The 14,392-nt window shown below is 59.3% G+C and carries 12 protein-coding genes and 1 other RNA gene; 10 read left to right on the forward strand and 3 right to left on the reverse strand.

Annotated features, from left to right (window positions below; translation table 11 throughout):
• Positions 1–591: 591 nt before the first annotated feature.
• The 6 genes from NW858_RS07850 (at position 592) to NW858_RS07875 (ending at position 4,724) form a co-directional block, all read left to right on the forward strand.
• Complete coding sequence (locus NW858_RS07850; RefSeq protein ID WP_414334413.1) at positions 592–699, forward strand: PetM family cytochrome b6-f complex subunit 7; 108 nt, start codon at positions 592–594, stop codon at positions 697–699.
• 22 nt (positions 700–721) lie between these two features.
• Positions 722–1,735 carry a ketopantoate reductase family protein gene (locus tag NW858_RS07855; RefSeq protein ID WP_414520243.1) on the forward strand — a complete coding sequence of 338 codons (1,014 nt, stop codon included), beginning with the start codon at positions 722–724 and terminating at the stop codon, positions 1,733–1,735.
• A 23-nt stretch (positions 1,736–1,758) separates the two neighbouring features.
• A complete protein-coding gene (locus NW858_RS07860) occupies positions 1,759–2,523 on the forward strand; it encodes an SDR family oxidoreductase (RefSeq protein ID WP_414334417.1) in 765 nt (254 codons plus the stop codon).
• Between the two features lie 74 nt (positions 2,524–2,597).
• Positions 2,598–3,857, forward strand: coding sequence for a sensor histidine kinase (locus tag NW858_RS07865; RefSeq protein WP_414337043.1), 1,260 nt, complete (start codon positions 2,598–2,600; stop codon positions 3,855–3,857).
• A 150-nt stretch (positions 3,858–4,007) separates the two neighbouring features.
• On the forward strand, positions 4,008–4,271 hold the full coding sequence (locus NW858_RS07870) for a helix-turn-helix domain-containing protein (protein WP_414334421.1): 264 nt from the start codon (positions 4,008–4,010) through the stop codon (positions 4,269–4,271).
• Positions 4,272–4,463: 192 nt separating this feature from the next.
• Positions 4,464–4,724 carry a hypothetical protein gene (locus tag NW858_RS07875; RefSeq protein ID WP_414334448.1) on the forward strand — a complete coding sequence of 87 codons (261 nt, stop codon included), beginning with the start codon at positions 4,464–4,466 and terminating at the stop codon, positions 4,722–4,724.
• 85 nt (positions 4,725–4,809) lie between these two features.
• On the opposite strand, the gene NW858_RS07880 is transcribed toward NW858_RS07875, so the two are convergent.
• The gene (locus NW858_RS07880; RefSeq protein ID WP_414334423.1) at positions 4,810–5,703 is read right to left on the reverse strand and encodes an acyl-CoA desaturase; all 894 of its coding nucleotides are present in this window, start codon (positions 5,701–5,703) and stop codon (positions 4,810–4,812) included.
• Positions 5,704–6,023: 320 nt separating this feature from the next.
• Here NW858_RS07880 and NW858_RS07885 point away from each other — a divergent pair, with 320 nt between their 5' ends.
• Positions 6,024–6,689, forward strand: coding sequence for a TetR/AcrR family transcriptional regulator (locus NW858_RS07885; protein WP_414334425.1), 666 nt, complete (start codon positions 6,024–6,026; stop codon positions 6,687–6,689).
• 83 nt (positions 6,690–6,772) lie between these two features.
• On the opposite strand, the gene rnpB is transcribed toward NW858_RS07885, so the two are convergent.
• Positions 6,773–7,234: RNase P RNA component class A (gene rnpB / locus NW858_RS07890), an RNA gene on the reverse strand.
• A 167-nt stretch (positions 7,235–7,401) separates the two neighbouring features.
• Positions 7,402–8,703: an FAD/NAD(P)-binding oxidoreductase gene (locus NW858_RS07895; RefSeq protein ID WP_414520244.1), complete on the reverse strand. Its 1,302-nt coding sequence runs from the start codon at positions 8,701–8,703 to the stop codon at positions 7,402–7,404.
• Between the two features lie 411 nt (positions 8,704–9,114).
• Between NW858_RS07895 and NW858_RS07900 the strand changes: the two genes are divergently transcribed.
• The 3 genes from NW858_RS07900 (at position 9,115) to NW858_RS07910 (ending at position 14,248) form a co-directional block, all read left to right on the forward strand.
• A complete protein-coding gene (locus NW858_RS07900) occupies positions 9,115–11,880 on the forward strand; it encodes an HAD-IC family P-type ATPase (RefSeq protein WP_414520245.1) in 2,766 nt (921 codons plus the stop codon).
• A gap of 377 nt (positions 11,881–12,257) precedes the next feature.
• Entirely contained in the window at positions 12,258–12,710 is a 453-nt protein-coding gene (locus NW858_RS07905; RefSeq protein WP_414510268.1) for an AbrB family transcriptional regulator, read from the forward strand.
• A gap of 137 nt (positions 12,711–12,847) precedes the next feature.
• Entirely contained in the window at positions 12,848–14,248 is a 1,401-nt protein-coding gene (locus NW858_RS07910) for a 1-acyl-sn-glycerol-3-phosphate acyltransferase (protein ID WP_414520246.1), read from the forward strand.
• Positions 14,249–14,392 lie beyond the last annotated feature (144 nt).

The following is a 14,392-nucleotide window of genomic DNA, read 5'->3' on the forward strand; positions in this document are numbered from 1 at the left end:
ATAAACACGAATCTGTCGCGCTTGAGCCAGTCATCGACGATGTCGAACCATCCTCGCTCCTGGCGTACGCGCCCTACCGCGATGGTCATCTCAACTTCTCCCAAAAAAGATCTAAATGAATGAGAACGCTAATGAAACTACAAAGTTTGCTTCCTTGAAGCAAGAGAAGAGCCTAGGTATAAAGACTCAACTCGCGGGTCTTTTGCCTCACCTTCTTTTAACGGCTCTTTGGCCAGAGCTACTCAGGAGCTCTTACAAGTAGGACTCCCAGTGCTCCAAGACCCTGTCCAGAACCGTTTCCAGTACTCAACAACGGCCCAATGAGCCATCTGAGAGCTACCGGACAAGCTTTACGGCTGTAGGCATTACAATCTAGCCTATGCCGGTAAAGACTTGTAAATTGCTTTCATTATAGAGGCGGGTGACGCGCCTCCATCAAGTCCGAGGTGGCCGGGATCTTCACAGACTGTAATCTTTGCGGTTTTTCTCTCCTGAGATATTGAGCGTGAGGGGCCGCCTCACCTCAGGGAAGGCCGAAGGCCCAAGATCCGATATCCTTAAAGGGCGAGGCAATCCACCTGAGAGGAATCTATGGCTAGTGAGATCTTCACCATTGCTGGGCTCTCCATTGTCCTGACCCTAGTGGGCGTGGCGCTCGGATACGGGATCCTGCGCGTCACCCAGGGCGGGGCCGAGTAGGGATTTCCTCGCTTGGTGAAACATGAAAATCGGCATCGTTGGCGCCGGGGCAGTCGGGGGGCATTTGGCCGTCCGCCTGGCCCGAGCCGGTTTTCCAGTGAGTGTGGTGGCACGGGGATCCCACTTGCAGGCCATCCGCAGCCGAGGGTTGAAGCTGATCCGGCAGGGGGATCCTTCCCAGGCTTGGGTGGAGCGGCTGACAGCCAGCGACGACTTGGCTGAGCTGGGGCGGCAAGATGTGGTGATCGTTGCTGTCAAGGCCTACAGCTTGCCCCTGCTTGCCCCACAGTTGGGATCCCTGTGTGGCCCGGACACCCCCGTTGTGGTTGTTCAGAATGGCGTTCCCTGGTGGTACTTTTACCGGCATGGCGGCGAGTTTGAGGGGCGCTCCTTGACTTCGGTGGATCCGGGCGGGGTGATCGCCGCCCATCTGCCGATCGAACGGGTGATCGGCTGTGTCGTGTACATCGCTGTGCAGTTGGCAGAGCCGGGGGTAGTTTTGCACACCGGCGGCGGGCGCTATATTCTGGGGGAGCCAGATGGATCGTTGTCGGAGCGGCTGCGCTCTCTGGCGGCCATCTTTGAGCAGGCGCAGCTTGCTGTAACCCTCACCTCACAAATTCGGGTCGAGATCTGGCAAAAACTGTGGGGCAACGCCGCTTTCAACCCCATCAGCGCCCTCACCCGCGCGGCCCAAGACGAAATTGCCCAGTACCCGCCCACCCATGCGTTGGTTGAGTCGGTGATGCAGGAAACCGAGGCTGTGGCCCAAGCTCTGGGGATCCGGCTGCCGGTCTCTCTGGAAGAACGGCTCAAGGATGCAGCCCGCGTGGGATCCCATCGCACCTCGATGCTGCAGGATATTGAGCGGGGGCGACCGACGGAGATCGAGAGCATTGTCGGCGCCATCACGGAGCTGGGGCGTTGGGCAGGGATCCCGACTCCCCATTTGGATACACTCTATGCTTGCGTTAAGCTGCTGGAGCGCTCGCTTCAAGCAGGGAAAGCGGCCCGTTCCCAGCCGCAGATCCCCTAGTAGCCCCTCAACTCTTGCGGACTATGCTGGAAAACGCCATTGTGCTCATCACCGGTGCCAGCAGCGGCATCGGGGCAGCCTGTGCCACGCTTTTTGCCCGTTCTGGGGCCAAGCTGATCCTGGTGGCCCGCCGTCAGGAGCGTCTGCAGGAGCTGGCTATGGAGTTGCAGCAGGCTTACGGCGCTTCCTCATACTTGCTGACTTTGGATGTGCGGGACAGGGCAGCCGTACAACAGGCGCTCCAGTCTTTGCCGCCGGTCTGGGCTGAGATCGACATCTTGATCAACAACGCCGGCCTCAGTCGCGGCTTGGACAAGCTCCACACCGGTGCTCTGCAAGATTGGGAGGAGATGATCGATACCAACATCAAGGGCTTGCTGTATGTTACCCGCGCCGTCTTGCCCGGCATGGTGGAGCGGGGCCGCGGCCATGTGGTGAACATCGGCTCCATTGCCGGTCGGCAGACCTATCCCGGCGGCGCCGTCTATTGTGCTTCCAAAGCCGCCGTGCGGGCCATCTCCGAGGGCCTGAAGCTGGATCTGCTGGGCACCCCCATTCGCGTCACCGAGATCCAGCCCGGCTTGGTGGAAACCGAGTTCAGCCAGGTGCGCTTCCACGGCGATCGCGAGCGGGCGGCAGCGGTCTATCGGGGCCTCACCCCCCTGACGGCGATGGATGTGGCCGAGGTGGTGCTGTTTGCCGTCACCCGTCCCCCCCACGTCAACCTCAGTGAGGTCTTGCTGGTGCCCACCGACCAGGCCAGCACGACAATGGTGCATCGCCGCTAGGGATGTCCTGAGGGCGGGATTCGGTATTCACCCCCCCATCCCTGGGCGACAATGGCGGCAAAGGGGGTGGGCCCATGGGAGTGGAAAGCGGGATCCTCATTGGGTTGGGCATCGGCCTACTCGGCACGCTGATTTTGCTCTGGCAGAGTCGGCGCCGCTTCGTCCGCCAATTGCAACAGTTGGGATCCCTGCTGCACGTGCCCCTGCCTCTGAGTTCGCCAGAACAGATGCTCAGCCGGCTCAGCCGCCACCTGCGCCAACAAGAACTGGAGTGGGCCAGCCAAAAACGACACCTGCAAGACTGGCAGTATCTCAGCCACCACCTGCCCTGGGGATACCTGCGGGTGGACGAGAACAACGTGGTCCTGGAGTGTAACCCTGCCGCTCAACGCCTGCTGCACATTGGCCAGTGGCAGCCGGGCGTCAAGCTCCTGCTGGAGTGGGTGCGCTCCTATGAGTTGGATCAGCTCATCGAAGCCACCCGCCGCCAGGGGGCCAACACGCCCATCCAGAGCCGCGAATGGATCTTCTACCCTTCCGGCGGCGAGAATAAACCGGTTCCGCTGCGGGCTTGGGGGCTGCCACTGCCGCAGGGGCAGGTTGCCATCTTTTTGGAAGACCGGCTGGAAGCTACCCTGCTAGCCCAACAACGGGATCGCTGGGCCTCGGATGTGGCCCACGAGCTGAAAACCCCCCTCACCTCGATTCGTCTGCTGGCCGAAACTTTACAAAGCCGGGTCGACACCGCGCAAGCGGTTTGGGTGGAACGATTGCTGAACGAGACGCTGCGCCTCAGCCAGTTGGTACAAGACTTGTTGGAACTGAGCGCCCTTAACTTGGGGGCCGGATCCCGCTCCCAATGGCGCTGGGTGGATCTGGCAGCCTTGGTGCGCGAAGCCTGGCAGAGCTTAGAACCGCTGGCCAAGCCCCGTCACCAGGAACTGCACCTGAGCAGCCCCTCCCAGCTCTATCTCTGGGGAGATGAACAGCGCCTCTACCGCCTCATCCTCAACCTCTTGGACAACGCCGTCAAATATGGCGCGCCCGACTCCCCTGTCCACGTGCTGCTCTTGGAACAGGGATCCCAGGTGCGGCTGGAGGTGTACGACCACGGCCCTGGCCTGCCGGAGGATCAATTTGAGCTGGTCTTTCAACCCTTTTACCGCACCGATGCGGCGCGGGCCCGCAGCAAAGGCGGCACCGGCCTGGGGCTGGCGATCGTGCGGCAAATTGTGGAACTTCACGGCGGCACAATCCGCCTGCGCAATCACCCACAAGCAGGTGGGCTGTGGGTGCAGGTGGAACTGCCCCGGAAACGCGCCGATGCCCTGTGAAAGCTGCCCAGAAGCGCTCCCGTCAACATCGCCAAACCCTTCGGCCTGAGAATTGCCGCAGATTTTCCTGCGGCGGGACTATCCATCTTGGAGGGGATCCCCTACAATTGGGGTAGGTAATCTTTACAGTTCATCCTACAGGCATTCGGAATGGGCGCCGACTATCATTCCGCTGATTTGTTGTCGGAGCGGGAACTGCAGGTCATCGAGTTGATTGCTGCAGGGCTGACCAATCAGGACATTGCGGAGCGCTTAGAGATTAGCAAACGTACCGTTGACAATCACATCAGCAACATTTTGAGTAAAACCCGAACTGCAAATCGGGTGGCTTTGGTACGCTGGGCTCTGCAATGGGGAAAGATTTGCCTGGACCAGGTCAATTGCTGCACCCTAGTGGATGACAAAATTGCCTAGCCCCATCTTGCTTTACCAGTAGCCAGATGCCCAACGTAGAGTCTTAATCAGGGGATTTTTTTGCGTTTTGCACCGCGATTGCTTCTGGGAGCGGGGGTGAGGGGAAGAAAGAGGCTGCCGAGAGCCCTTGGGAAGTCTTCCAGTTGGCTAGAGGTAGCTACATTTTGAGTTGCGTAGGTTGAGTTGTCATCCGTGAGCATCCCTGAGCTGAAACGTTACGCTGTTCGCTACGATTCCATGCCCCTGATGGTTTATCGGGAAGTGGCTGCCCATTTGGCCTGTGTTTCAGGGGTAGAAACGGAGCTGGAGTGGAAAAAAGACTCCAGCTTTCGCTACCAAGACAGCCAAGTAGAGGCGTTGCATATTTGTCAAAAACCCGGTGCCGACCCAGAGCAAATTAAGCGCATTCTCGACCACTACGGAACGTGGCAGTATAGCCCCTTAGAAGAATAGCCCTTTCTGCAATTAAATAAAAAAGGGAGCCCCAGGGGTGGGGATCCCTTGACGATTCCTCTGCAAGTTCTGGGACAGAAGCCGTTCAGCCAGTAGCCTGGCTTTGGTCAGACAGATGCAATCTACGGGCCAAACCCAGTCTTGCCAGCACCCAAATGGCCCAGTAGGTCATGTCGATCTCCCACCAACGCAAGCCTGCTTTCACGCGCTTCGGGTCGGCGTGATGGTTGTTGTGCCAGCCTTCACCATAGGTTAAGATGGCCGCCCACCAAAGGTTACGGGCATTGTCGTCGCTCTCGAAAGTTCGGTAACCCCAGAGGTGGCTGGCAGAGTTGATCAACCAGGTGCAGTGCAGCAGCAACACCGTCCGCACAAAGATGCCATAGATGACGAACGACCAACCCCCCAGCAAGTAGAGCACGGCAGCCAGCGGCAATTGCAGCAGCAGCCCATACTTGTCCAGCCAACGATAAAAAGGATCCCGAGCCAAATCCGGCGCAAAAGCAGAATACTTCTCACGGTTAAAAAACTCTTCCCGTTGGTAAATGAGCCAGAGCATGTGGCTCCACCAAAAGCCTTTGCGAGCAGAGTAGGGATCCCGCTCTTCGTCTTCAGTAAAAGCGTGATGCTGACGATGGCCGCCCACCCAGAAAATCGGCCCCCCTTGGATGGCGAGAGCGCCGAAGGTAGCAAAGACATATTCCAGCCACTTGGGCACTTGGAAACTGCGATGGCTAAGAAGACGATGATACCCTAGGCAGATGCCCAAGCTGCCGAAGCACCAGTGAAGCAATAGAGCCACTCCCAGGGCCGGCCAGGAAAAGTAAAAAATGCCGCCCACCAAAGCGAGGGCGTGAAAAACAATGAAAAAGAGAACAAATTCCCAGGCAAACCGGAAAGACTTTTGGGGCTCAGGCTGAGTGAGCGAAGCAGAACGGTCAGGATTATCCAGCGATTGGGAAGGAAGGGAAACGGCCATGAACCAGCAAAACCTCAGAAAAAGAGAAAGGGCAGCGCAGAATCAAATACCTCCTCACAAAGTTGCTTCTCATGCAAAGGCCACCGAATCCCTGACTCAGCTCACAAGGAGCTCACAACCCTGAAAGGCAAACCGGGATCCCTGAAGGCCCGCCCAAGCAAGCCCCAGCAGTGAAAGCGGCTACAAGAGAGCAGAAAAGCAGCAGGTTTGATCTCGCCTGAGGCTAAGCTTAACGATATTTCACCTCGAATGCAAGCGCTACTTGCAGGCTGCTGCCGTTCTCTAGGGTTTTCTCCTAACTCCTTACCCCATCACCCACCATGGCACGTTCTTCCTCTCGGCAAAGGCTGCTAGACGCGGCTCGGGAGCTGTTTGTTCGTCAGGGCATTACCCAGACCACCACCCGTCAAATCGCAGACCTAGCCGGCGTTAATGAAGTCACCCTATTTCGGCACTTTGGCAGCAAGCAGGGGCTGCTCTTGGCCGTGTTTGGTGAGCTGGGGGTCTTTTCCGGCATTGCCGATCTTCCTCTCCAGGGGGATCCCGCCTCATTCCAAGGCTCTGGGCTGCAGGCCATTCTGCTGCGCTATGTCCACACCTGTTTTCGGGCGCTGGCCGATAATCCTGAGCTGGTGCGCTCTTTGGTTGGAGAAGCAGGCTTTTATTCCGAGGAGCATCGCCGCGCTCTGAGGCTCGGCTTTTCTCAGGCGCAGGAACAGCTAACACAATACTTGCAACAGTTCCCCGGCTCTGAGTTCCAATCGGTCGAGCCCGAGCGCCTTCACCGAGCCGCTGGGGTTTTACACCTGATGATTTTGGGGGCAGCCGTGTTGGCCGTCACCGCCGGCCTGCCCTCGAGCGGCGAGGAGAAGTTGTCCCATGGCCGCTCATCAAACGCTGAAAGCGAACCAATCCCAGACCTACTCCAAGCCTGCGTAGAGCTGTGGATGGCAGGCTTGACCGACGTGAAAAAGGCAGAGAGCTAGCCTCCTCTCATGCGGCTTTAGGACTCTGTCCCGCTATCGCGAGTGGCGGGACGAAAACAGGCGATGGGCACCCAAAAGAGGGGAAAAGAGAGGAGGTTGTAAGCCGGGTTCTGTAGTGGGGCGTTCTTTCAAAACTTTCAAGAACTAACCCGCACTGGCGATCATCCATCTGGGAGTGATGTTGCCATCACCCTCTAGCGGCTCACCACCATCGAGAGCACCCTTCCCCAGCGTCTACTGGGTACCGTGATCTCGATGCAGCCGACAGGGGCGAAGAACAGCCATGATCCTGCGGCTGCGGCCTTGCTTTCCACCGGGGTTTACCGAGCCAACGCCTCTCGACGTTGCTGGTGGGCTCTTACCCCACCTTTGCACCCTTACCTGTGCTGGGATCCCAGCCATCGGCGGTATGTTTCTGTGGCACTGTCCTCGCGGTTACCCGCACTGGGAGTTTCCCCAGCGGTGTGTTCTTCTGAAAGCCCGGACTTTCCTCATCCCGCTGTCTGGTGGCGACAGCAAAGACGCGATCGCCTGCCCCTCCTCTCTCTTCACCTCGATCCTACTGCATTTCCCAAACCCGGAGATCACCTCCATCACCACAGCCGCCGCGCTTTCGGTGCCATGCCAAACAAGCGGCAGAGCGAGCAAGCTCTGTAAAAGAACTCCCCTCTCCCTTGGGGAGAGGGGCTGGGGGTGAGGGGGGTGGAGAGCCTTAGTAGCGATGCACCAGCCTGTTGAGGGGCTTGAAGATATCCGCTTCAAACCCTTTGCCCTTGAGCATGCGGTTCCAGTACAGCCAGGGCAACAGGTGCACCTTGGCCAGGTACATGGAGTAGCGCTCCCGCGTTGGATCCAGGGGGAAAGAAGGGGCGAGCTTCCCATCGTAGGCAAACTCCGCCATGATCAGGGAGTTATAGCCGGTGATCAGGGGGCAGCAGGTGTAGCCGTCGTAGCGGGCTGGCAGCGGCTTGGACTGCATGGCCGCCAAGAGGTTTTCCGCCAGCACCGGCGCCTGCTTGCGGGCTGCGGCTGCCGTCTTGGAAGTCGGCAGGGAAGAGGCATCCCCCAAAGAGAATACGTTGGGGTAGCGGGGGTGTTGCAGCGTCCACTTGTCCACCTCCACCCAGCCGCCGGACCCTGCCAGAGGGCTGCGCTTGACAAAGTCCGGGGCGCTCATGGGCGGAGCCACGTGGATCATGTCGTAGTGCAGGCTTACCTCTTCCTTGCCCTTGTCGGTGGTTACCTCAAAGATGGCCTCTTGCGTCTCGGGCCGGATGGCCTTGAGGTTGTGCCTGAACTTTACCTGGATCCCGCGGCGCTCCACCACTTTCTCCAGGGCGGCGCTGTATTCCGGCACCGCGAAGAGGGTGGGAGTGGCAGTACAAAAGATAACTTTGGTGTTGACCCCAACGCCGCTTTTGCTCTTAAAGACGTCGTCGGCCATGTACATGATTTTTTGGGGCGCGCCGCCGCACTTGATGGGAGTGGCGGGGTAGGTGAAGATGGCCGTGCCCCCCTGGAAGTTGCGGATGGTCTCCCAGGTGTAGGGGGCGTAGTCTTTGGAGTAATTGCTGGTCACGCCGCCCTTGCCCAATGCTTCCGGCAGGCCTTCGATCAGGTGCCAGTCAATTTGGATCCCGGGGGCCATGATGAGGTAGTCGTATTCGATAACTTGGCCGGCCTCGGTGATGACGCGGTTGTGATCCGGATCCAGCTCGGCCACCCGCGCCTGGATCCACTTGGCTCCCCTGGGGATGACGGTTTTTTCATCGCGAACAAACTTGGCCAGCGGTGCAATGCCCCCGCCCACCAGCGTCCAGCCGGGCTGGTAGTAGTGCTTGTCGGAGGGCTCGATGATGGCAATGTCGAGGTTGCGCTGGCGCTCCAGCAACTGGGCGGCTGCACTGATGCCGGCTGCCCCTCCCCCGACGACAACAATCTGATGGTGAATAACTGCAGGAGAACTCCCAGAAGCAGCCCCCTGCACCTCGGAGCGCGCGCCGTTTTGCGGCACTGCTGCTGACTGCGCCTGTAATTCCCTTGGCTTTGTAGTCGGTACTACCATAACTCCCTCAAAACAGAAACAAAAAAAGAAACCGCTAGGCTCAATTGGCCATATTAAAAAACAGCAAAAGAACCAACTCACCTGTCCAGGAGCCCGGACAGGTCAGCCGAAGCCCTTTGGCTTCCTACAGGCTCTAGCTAATCATACTACCTAATAAGAATATGCTCATCCTTTCTATCTATCGAGAACTTTAAGCAAATCTTAGCCGGCTGCCTAAACGTTGTTGACGCTTGTCTTGGTAAAGAGCCCCCCGAAGGACACCTTGCCGGGAAGGGCCCATGGCATTGGTTAGGCTATCAGAGATAAGGAGGGCGGGCAGCCCATCCAACCCTCGCGGTGTTGTAACTCAAGATTCCGAACATGGCCGAATCTTCATCCCCTGAGCTGCTCCCGGCCCTTGCCTGGCATGCCCTGCCGGAGGAGCAAGCCATCCAGGAACTCCTCGGAGAGGAGATGTCTTTGGCGGGGCTGTTGGAAAAGGGCCTCTCTCAAGCTGAAGTGGAGAAGAGGCAGCGGCAATGCGGCCCCAATGAGCTGAAAGCCAAAGCTGCAACGCCGGCCTGGGTCAAGTTTCTGCAGCAGTTTAACCAGTCGCTGCTCTATATCCTGATGGTGGCTGGGGCGGTCAAGGCGTTCCTGGGATCCTGGCGCAACGCCATCGTGATCTGGGCGGTGGTGGTGATCAACGCCCTCATCAGCTACATCCAAGAGGCCAAGGCGGAGGAGGCAATCGCTGCCCTGGCCAAGTCGGTGGTGACTGAAGTCACGGTGCTGCGGGAGGGGAAGAAAGTGCGGCTGCCCTCGCGGGAGCTGGTGCCGGGGGATGTGGTGCTCTTGAGCTCGGGAGACAGGGTGCCCGCCGACCTGCGCCTGCTGAGTGCGCGCAACTTGCAGGTGGACGAATCGGCCCTCACGGGAGAATCGGTGCCGGTGGAAAAACGGCTGGGATCCCTCCCTGAAGACACGCCTTTGGCCGACCGCCAGAACATGGCCTACGCCGGCAGCTTCGTTACTTTTGGCCAAGGGGCGGGGGTGGTGGTGGCCATCGGCAACCAGACCCAAACAGGCCGCATTTCCAAGTTGATCGAAGAGGGGGGATCCCTGCAAACTCCCCTGACGCGCAAGTTTGAGGCGTTCAGCCTGACCTTGCTGAAAATTATCCTCACCTTGGCTGCGCTCACCTTTTTGGTGGGCCTGGTGCAGGGCCAAGCGGCAGTGAGTGTCTTTGAGGCGGCAGTGGCGCTGGCGGTGAGCGCCATCCCCGAAGGCTTGCCGGCGGTAGTTACCGTAACCTTGGCCATTGGGGTCTCCCGCATGGCCCGACGCCATGCCATCATCCGCAAGTTGCCGGCGGTAGAAACCCTGGGCAGCGCCACGGTGATTTGCTCGGACAAAACCGGCACTCTCACGGAAAACCAGATGACGGTGCAGGCCATCTACGCCGGATCCCAGCTCTACCGGGTCGCCGGCAGTGGCTACAGCCCCCAGGGCCAGATCCTATCCCAGGAAGCCAATTCCCCCGTCGAAGTGCGCCAATGGCCCTCGCTGGAGGCCTGTCTACTGGCCGGCTGCCTCTGCAACGACACCCGCCTCCAACCCAAGGACAACGGCCAGTGGGAAGTGGTAGGGGATCCCACCGAGGCGGCTCTGCTCGTAGCCGCCCAGAAAGGGGGTCTGGATCGAGAAGATCTGCAGTGCCGCCGCCCTCGCCTGGACAGCATCCCCTTTGAATCCGAGTTTCAGTACATGGCCACCCTGCACCGGTTGGGGCCGGAGGAGCACTGTATCTACGTCAAGGGATCCGTAGAAGCTCTCTTGCCCCGCTGCCGCAGCCAGATGGGATCCCAGGGGGAGATCCAGCCCTTGGAAGCAGAGCGGATTCGCCAGCAGGTGGAGGCCTTGGCGCGGCAGGGGCTGCGGGTTCTGGCCTTTGCCCAAAAAGCCGTACCCCCTAGCCAAACGCAGGTGGATCACTCAGATCTGCAGGAAGGGCTGATTTTCTTGGGCTTGCAGGGGATGATCGACCCGCCGCGGCCGGAGGCCATTGCCGCCGTACGCTCCTGCCAGACTGCCGGGATCCAAGTCAAGATGATCACCGGCGACCATGTGCTCACGGCCCAAGCCATTGCTGAGCAGATGGGCCTGGGCGGCGGCAAACCGGTAAAAGCCTACAGCGGTCGGGATCTGGAGCAGCTTGGCCCAGAGGAGTTTGTAACCGCCGCCAACCAGGGATCCGTCTTTGCGCGGGTGGTGCCGGAGCAAAAGCTGCGCCTGGTGGAAGCTCTGCAGTCGCGGGGTCAGATCGTAGCCATGACCGGCGATGGGGTCAACGACGCCCCGGCCTTGAAGCAGGCAGATGTGGGCATTGCCATGGGGAGGGGCGGCACGGAAGTGGCCAAAGCCGCCGCCGACATGATCTTGACCGACGACAATTTCGCCTCCATCGAGGCCGCCGTCGAAGAGGGGCGCACCGTTTACAACAACCTGCTCAAGGCCATTGCCTTCATCCTGCCGGTGAACGGGGGGGAGTCGATGACCATTCTCCTCAGCGTCCTCCTCAACCGGGAGCTGCCCATTTTGGCCGTTCAAGTGCTGTGGCTGAACATGATCAACTCCATCACCATGACGGTGCCCCTCTCCTTCGAGCCCAGCACGGGGCGGGAGATGACCCAGCCGCCGCGGGATCCCGATGCCAACTTGCTTTCTCCTCGGCTGCTGCAGCGCATCCTGCTGGTGTCGGTCTTCAACTGGATCTTGATCTTCGGGGTTTTTGAGTACATTGAACAAACCACCGGCAATATCGACCTGGCCCGCAGCATGGCCATTCAGGCGCTGGTGATCGGGCGTATTTTCTACTTGCTCAGCCTCAGCCAAGCCATTCCCACCCTGTTGGGCCGCGGACGGGCCAGCCAGTTGGACCACCACGAACGCCTGATGGATACGGCGGCTATTGCCATCGGCATTGGGGCGGCCATCCTGCTGCAGATCCTCTTCAGCCAGTGGGGCGTGATGAACATCATTTTCGACACGGCACCTTTGTCTTGGGATCAGTGGGGCTTCTGTCTGCTGGTCAGCCTGCCGATGATCGTGGTCTCAGCGGTAGCCAATCGAGTGGATCCCGAGTGAGCCGCATTGGCAACTCGCACCCCCATCTGAAAGGGCGCGTCGGCGGCGTGGAGCGCCTGAGGAGTATCTGAGTTGGGTTTGAAATAACCCTTTGCCTGGATGTTGCCGACCTTCCCCAGGAGCTGAAAAGGCCCACCAAGCTAGGTCTGATGGCATGCTGCTCTTGGCCATCTTTCCGACCCATTTTTGCAAGACAATAAGAGCCGCCGCGCCGATCTCTGCAGTGGGAAATCGTGCTCATTTTCTACCGGAAGTCACAGAAGCTGTGCTCAGAGATTGGGGCGCTCGACGAATGAGAAAGAAAAGCCTCAAACTTTTGGTTGCAGGAGTACATCATAAGGCTATGATCTTAGGGGAAGGATGTAGGACATTAAAAAATGTCAGATATACCACCACAACCTTTAACCGGGAAGGCTCTCCTTCAGAAGGTCGAAGCGCTGGGGCATCTTCCGCGCCGGGAAACGGCAAAGCGCTGCGGCTACGTGACCGTGACCAAGAACAACAAGCTCCGCGTCAACTTAAATGAGTTTTATGACGCGGTGCTGGAGGCAAAAGGTCTGAGCCTCAGCCCAGGTTCCAGCCGCGACAAGCGCGGTCGCGAGCCCACCTTTCGCGTCAGCGTTCACAAAAATGGGCAGCTCATCATCGGGTCCGCCTACACCGAAAAGATGAATCTCAAGCCCGGCGATGAGTTTGAGATTCAGTTGGGCTACAAGCACATTCACCTCAAGCAAGTGTTAAACGGCCAGGTGATGGAGGACTCAACCTCAAAAGAAGAAGCTGCCCCCAAAAAGACACGGGGCCGCAGGAAAAAAACGGCAGGAGCCTGAACTTCTTCTGGAGTTGGGCGGAGGGAGTCCAGTTGAGAAACTGTCACTGCGGGGCTTTCTTCCCTCTTCACCCTCCTTAAGATGGGATCCAAAGCCTGGGTTTACCGACGGCGACAACCCTAGATTTGAGGATCCCTATGCAGCAGACCGTTCAACCTCCTCTCAAATTTCTGCCGCCGCGATTGACACCGTGGGTGGTTCGTTTTGCCCAAACGGGTTTGCCCTTGTGGTTGCGATGGGCCAAAGGGATCCCGCGCATTGAGGTAGAAGGGGGCGAGCGTTTGGCTCAGCTTTATCAGCAATTTGAGGCAGGCAAGATTCGCCTGTTGGTTGCCTTTCGTCACCCCACCCTCGACGATCCTCCCTGCTTGATGTACCTGTTTTCCCACCTTTTGCCTCGGGTGGCCCGGCAAGAGGGGATCCGCCTGCGGCAGCGGCCCCACGTCTTGTTTGTCTACGACCGTGGCCTGCCGCTGTGGCTGGGCTCGATTGCCCGTTGGGGATTGCCCCGGCTGGGCGGGATCCCGATTTTACGGGGCCGTCTGGATCGGGCAGGACTGAAGAGCTCTCGCGAGCAGTTTGTGTCGGGCCAGTACCCCCTGGCAGTCGCTCCCGAAGGAACGATCAACGGCATGAGTGGGCTGCTCAACCCGCTGGAGCCGGGAGTGGCCCAGATGGGTTTTTGGGCGGTAGAGGATCTGCACAAGGCGGGACGGCCAGAGGAGGTGCTGATCTTGCCGGTGGGCCTTCGCTACTCCTACTTGAGGGATCCCAGCCCGGTGCTGGACAGGTTGCTCCACCGCATGGAGGCCGATTGCAAGCTCCCGGCCACCCGCTCGGCCCATGTCGGCAAGGGGTTTCTGATGGCCCGCCTGCTCCGCTTGGCCGAACATCTGATTCAGGTGATGGAGCGTTTTTACGAGCGCTTCTACGCCCCAGCTTTGCCCGACGCGGCGCGGGTTAACCTGAGAGGGGGAGGGGATCTGTTGGCACGTCTGCAAAGCCTATCGGATCTGGCCCTGCGCGTGGCCGAGCAGCACTTTGGCCTGCAGCCCCAGGGAGACTTGATCGAGCGGCGGCATCGCATCGAACAGGCAGGCTGGGCTTGGATCTACCGGGAAGATATTGCCGACATTGCTGCCCTTTCGGCTTTGGAGAAGGGGTTGGCCAATCGCGTCGCCTCGGAGGCCGGCTTCTACCTCTGGCACATGCGCCTGGTGGAGACCCTGATGGTGTTTGCTGTGCGTCCCCTGCCGGAGCAACCCAGTTTGGAGGAACTGGCCGAAACCGCCCTGCGGCTGTGGAACCTCTTGGCCTGGATCAAGGGGAAAAACCCCGTCGGTGCTGACCCCCCCAGGTTGGGGCCGCGGCTGGCCCGTTTCAGCATCGGGGATCCCCTCTCGGTTTCGGAGCGCTGGCCCGCCTACCAGGCCAACCGCCGGCAAGCCGTACAAGCCCTGACCCAGGATTTGCAAGCAGAGATGGAGCGGCTGCTGCACGGGATCCCGCGCTCCCCAGCGGCCATGGCTGCCCGCTGATCTCTCGGCTGGTTGACTTGAGGTGGGTTGAGCGGACTGGGAAGCCTTGGGCCAAAACGGATCCCAGCTCCCTCTTGAGAAGTGCACAGCTTCCTTCTCCAACAATTTCTCCGATGTTCTTTAAGAAGTTTTAGGGAAGCCAGA

Source organism: Synechococcus sp. H55.10 (genome assembly GCF_047502715.1).
GTDB lineage: Bacteria > Cyanobacteriota > Cyanobacteriia > Thermostichales > Thermostichaceae > Thermostichus.

Coding starts and splice junctions, on each gene's coding strand:
- NW858_RS07850 (WP_414334413.1), top strand. CDS start 592: ATGGCTAGTGAGATCTTCACCATTGCTGGGCTCTCCATTGTCCTGACC.
- NW858_RS07855 (WP_414520243.1), top strand. CDS start 722: ATGAAAATCGGCATCGTTGGCGCCGGGGCAGTCGGGGGGCATTTGGCC.
- NW858_RS07860 (WP_414334417.1), top strand. CDS start 1,759: ATGCTGGAAAACGCCATTGTGCTCATCACCGGTGCCAGCAGCGGCATC.
- NW858_RS07865 (WP_414337043.1), top strand. CDS start 2,598: ATGGGAGTGGAAAGCGGGATCCTCATTGGGTTGGGCATCGGCCTACTC.
- NW858_RS07870 (WP_414334421.1), top strand. CDS start 4,008: ATGGGCGCCGACTATCATTCCGCTGATTTGTTGTCGGAGCGGGAACTG.
- NW858_RS07880 (WP_414334423.1), bottom strand. CDS start 5,703: ATGGCCGTTTCCCTTCCTTCCCAATCGCTGGATAATCCTGACCGTTCT.
- NW858_RS07885 (WP_414334425.1), top strand. CDS start 6,024: ATGGCACGTTCTTCCTCTCGGCAAAGGCTGCTAGACGCGGCTCGGGAG.
- NW858_RS07900 (WP_414520245.1), top strand. CDS start 9,115: ATGGCCGAATCTTCATCCCCTGAGCTGCTCCCGGCCCTTGCCTGGCAT.
- NW858_RS07905 (WP_414510268.1), top strand. CDS start 12,258: ATGTCAGATATACCACCACAACCTTTAACCGGGAAGGCTCTCCTTCAG.
- NW858_RS07910 (WP_414520246.1), top strand. CDS start 12,848: ATGCAGCAGACCGTTCAACCTCCTCTCAAATTTCTGCCGCCGCGATTG.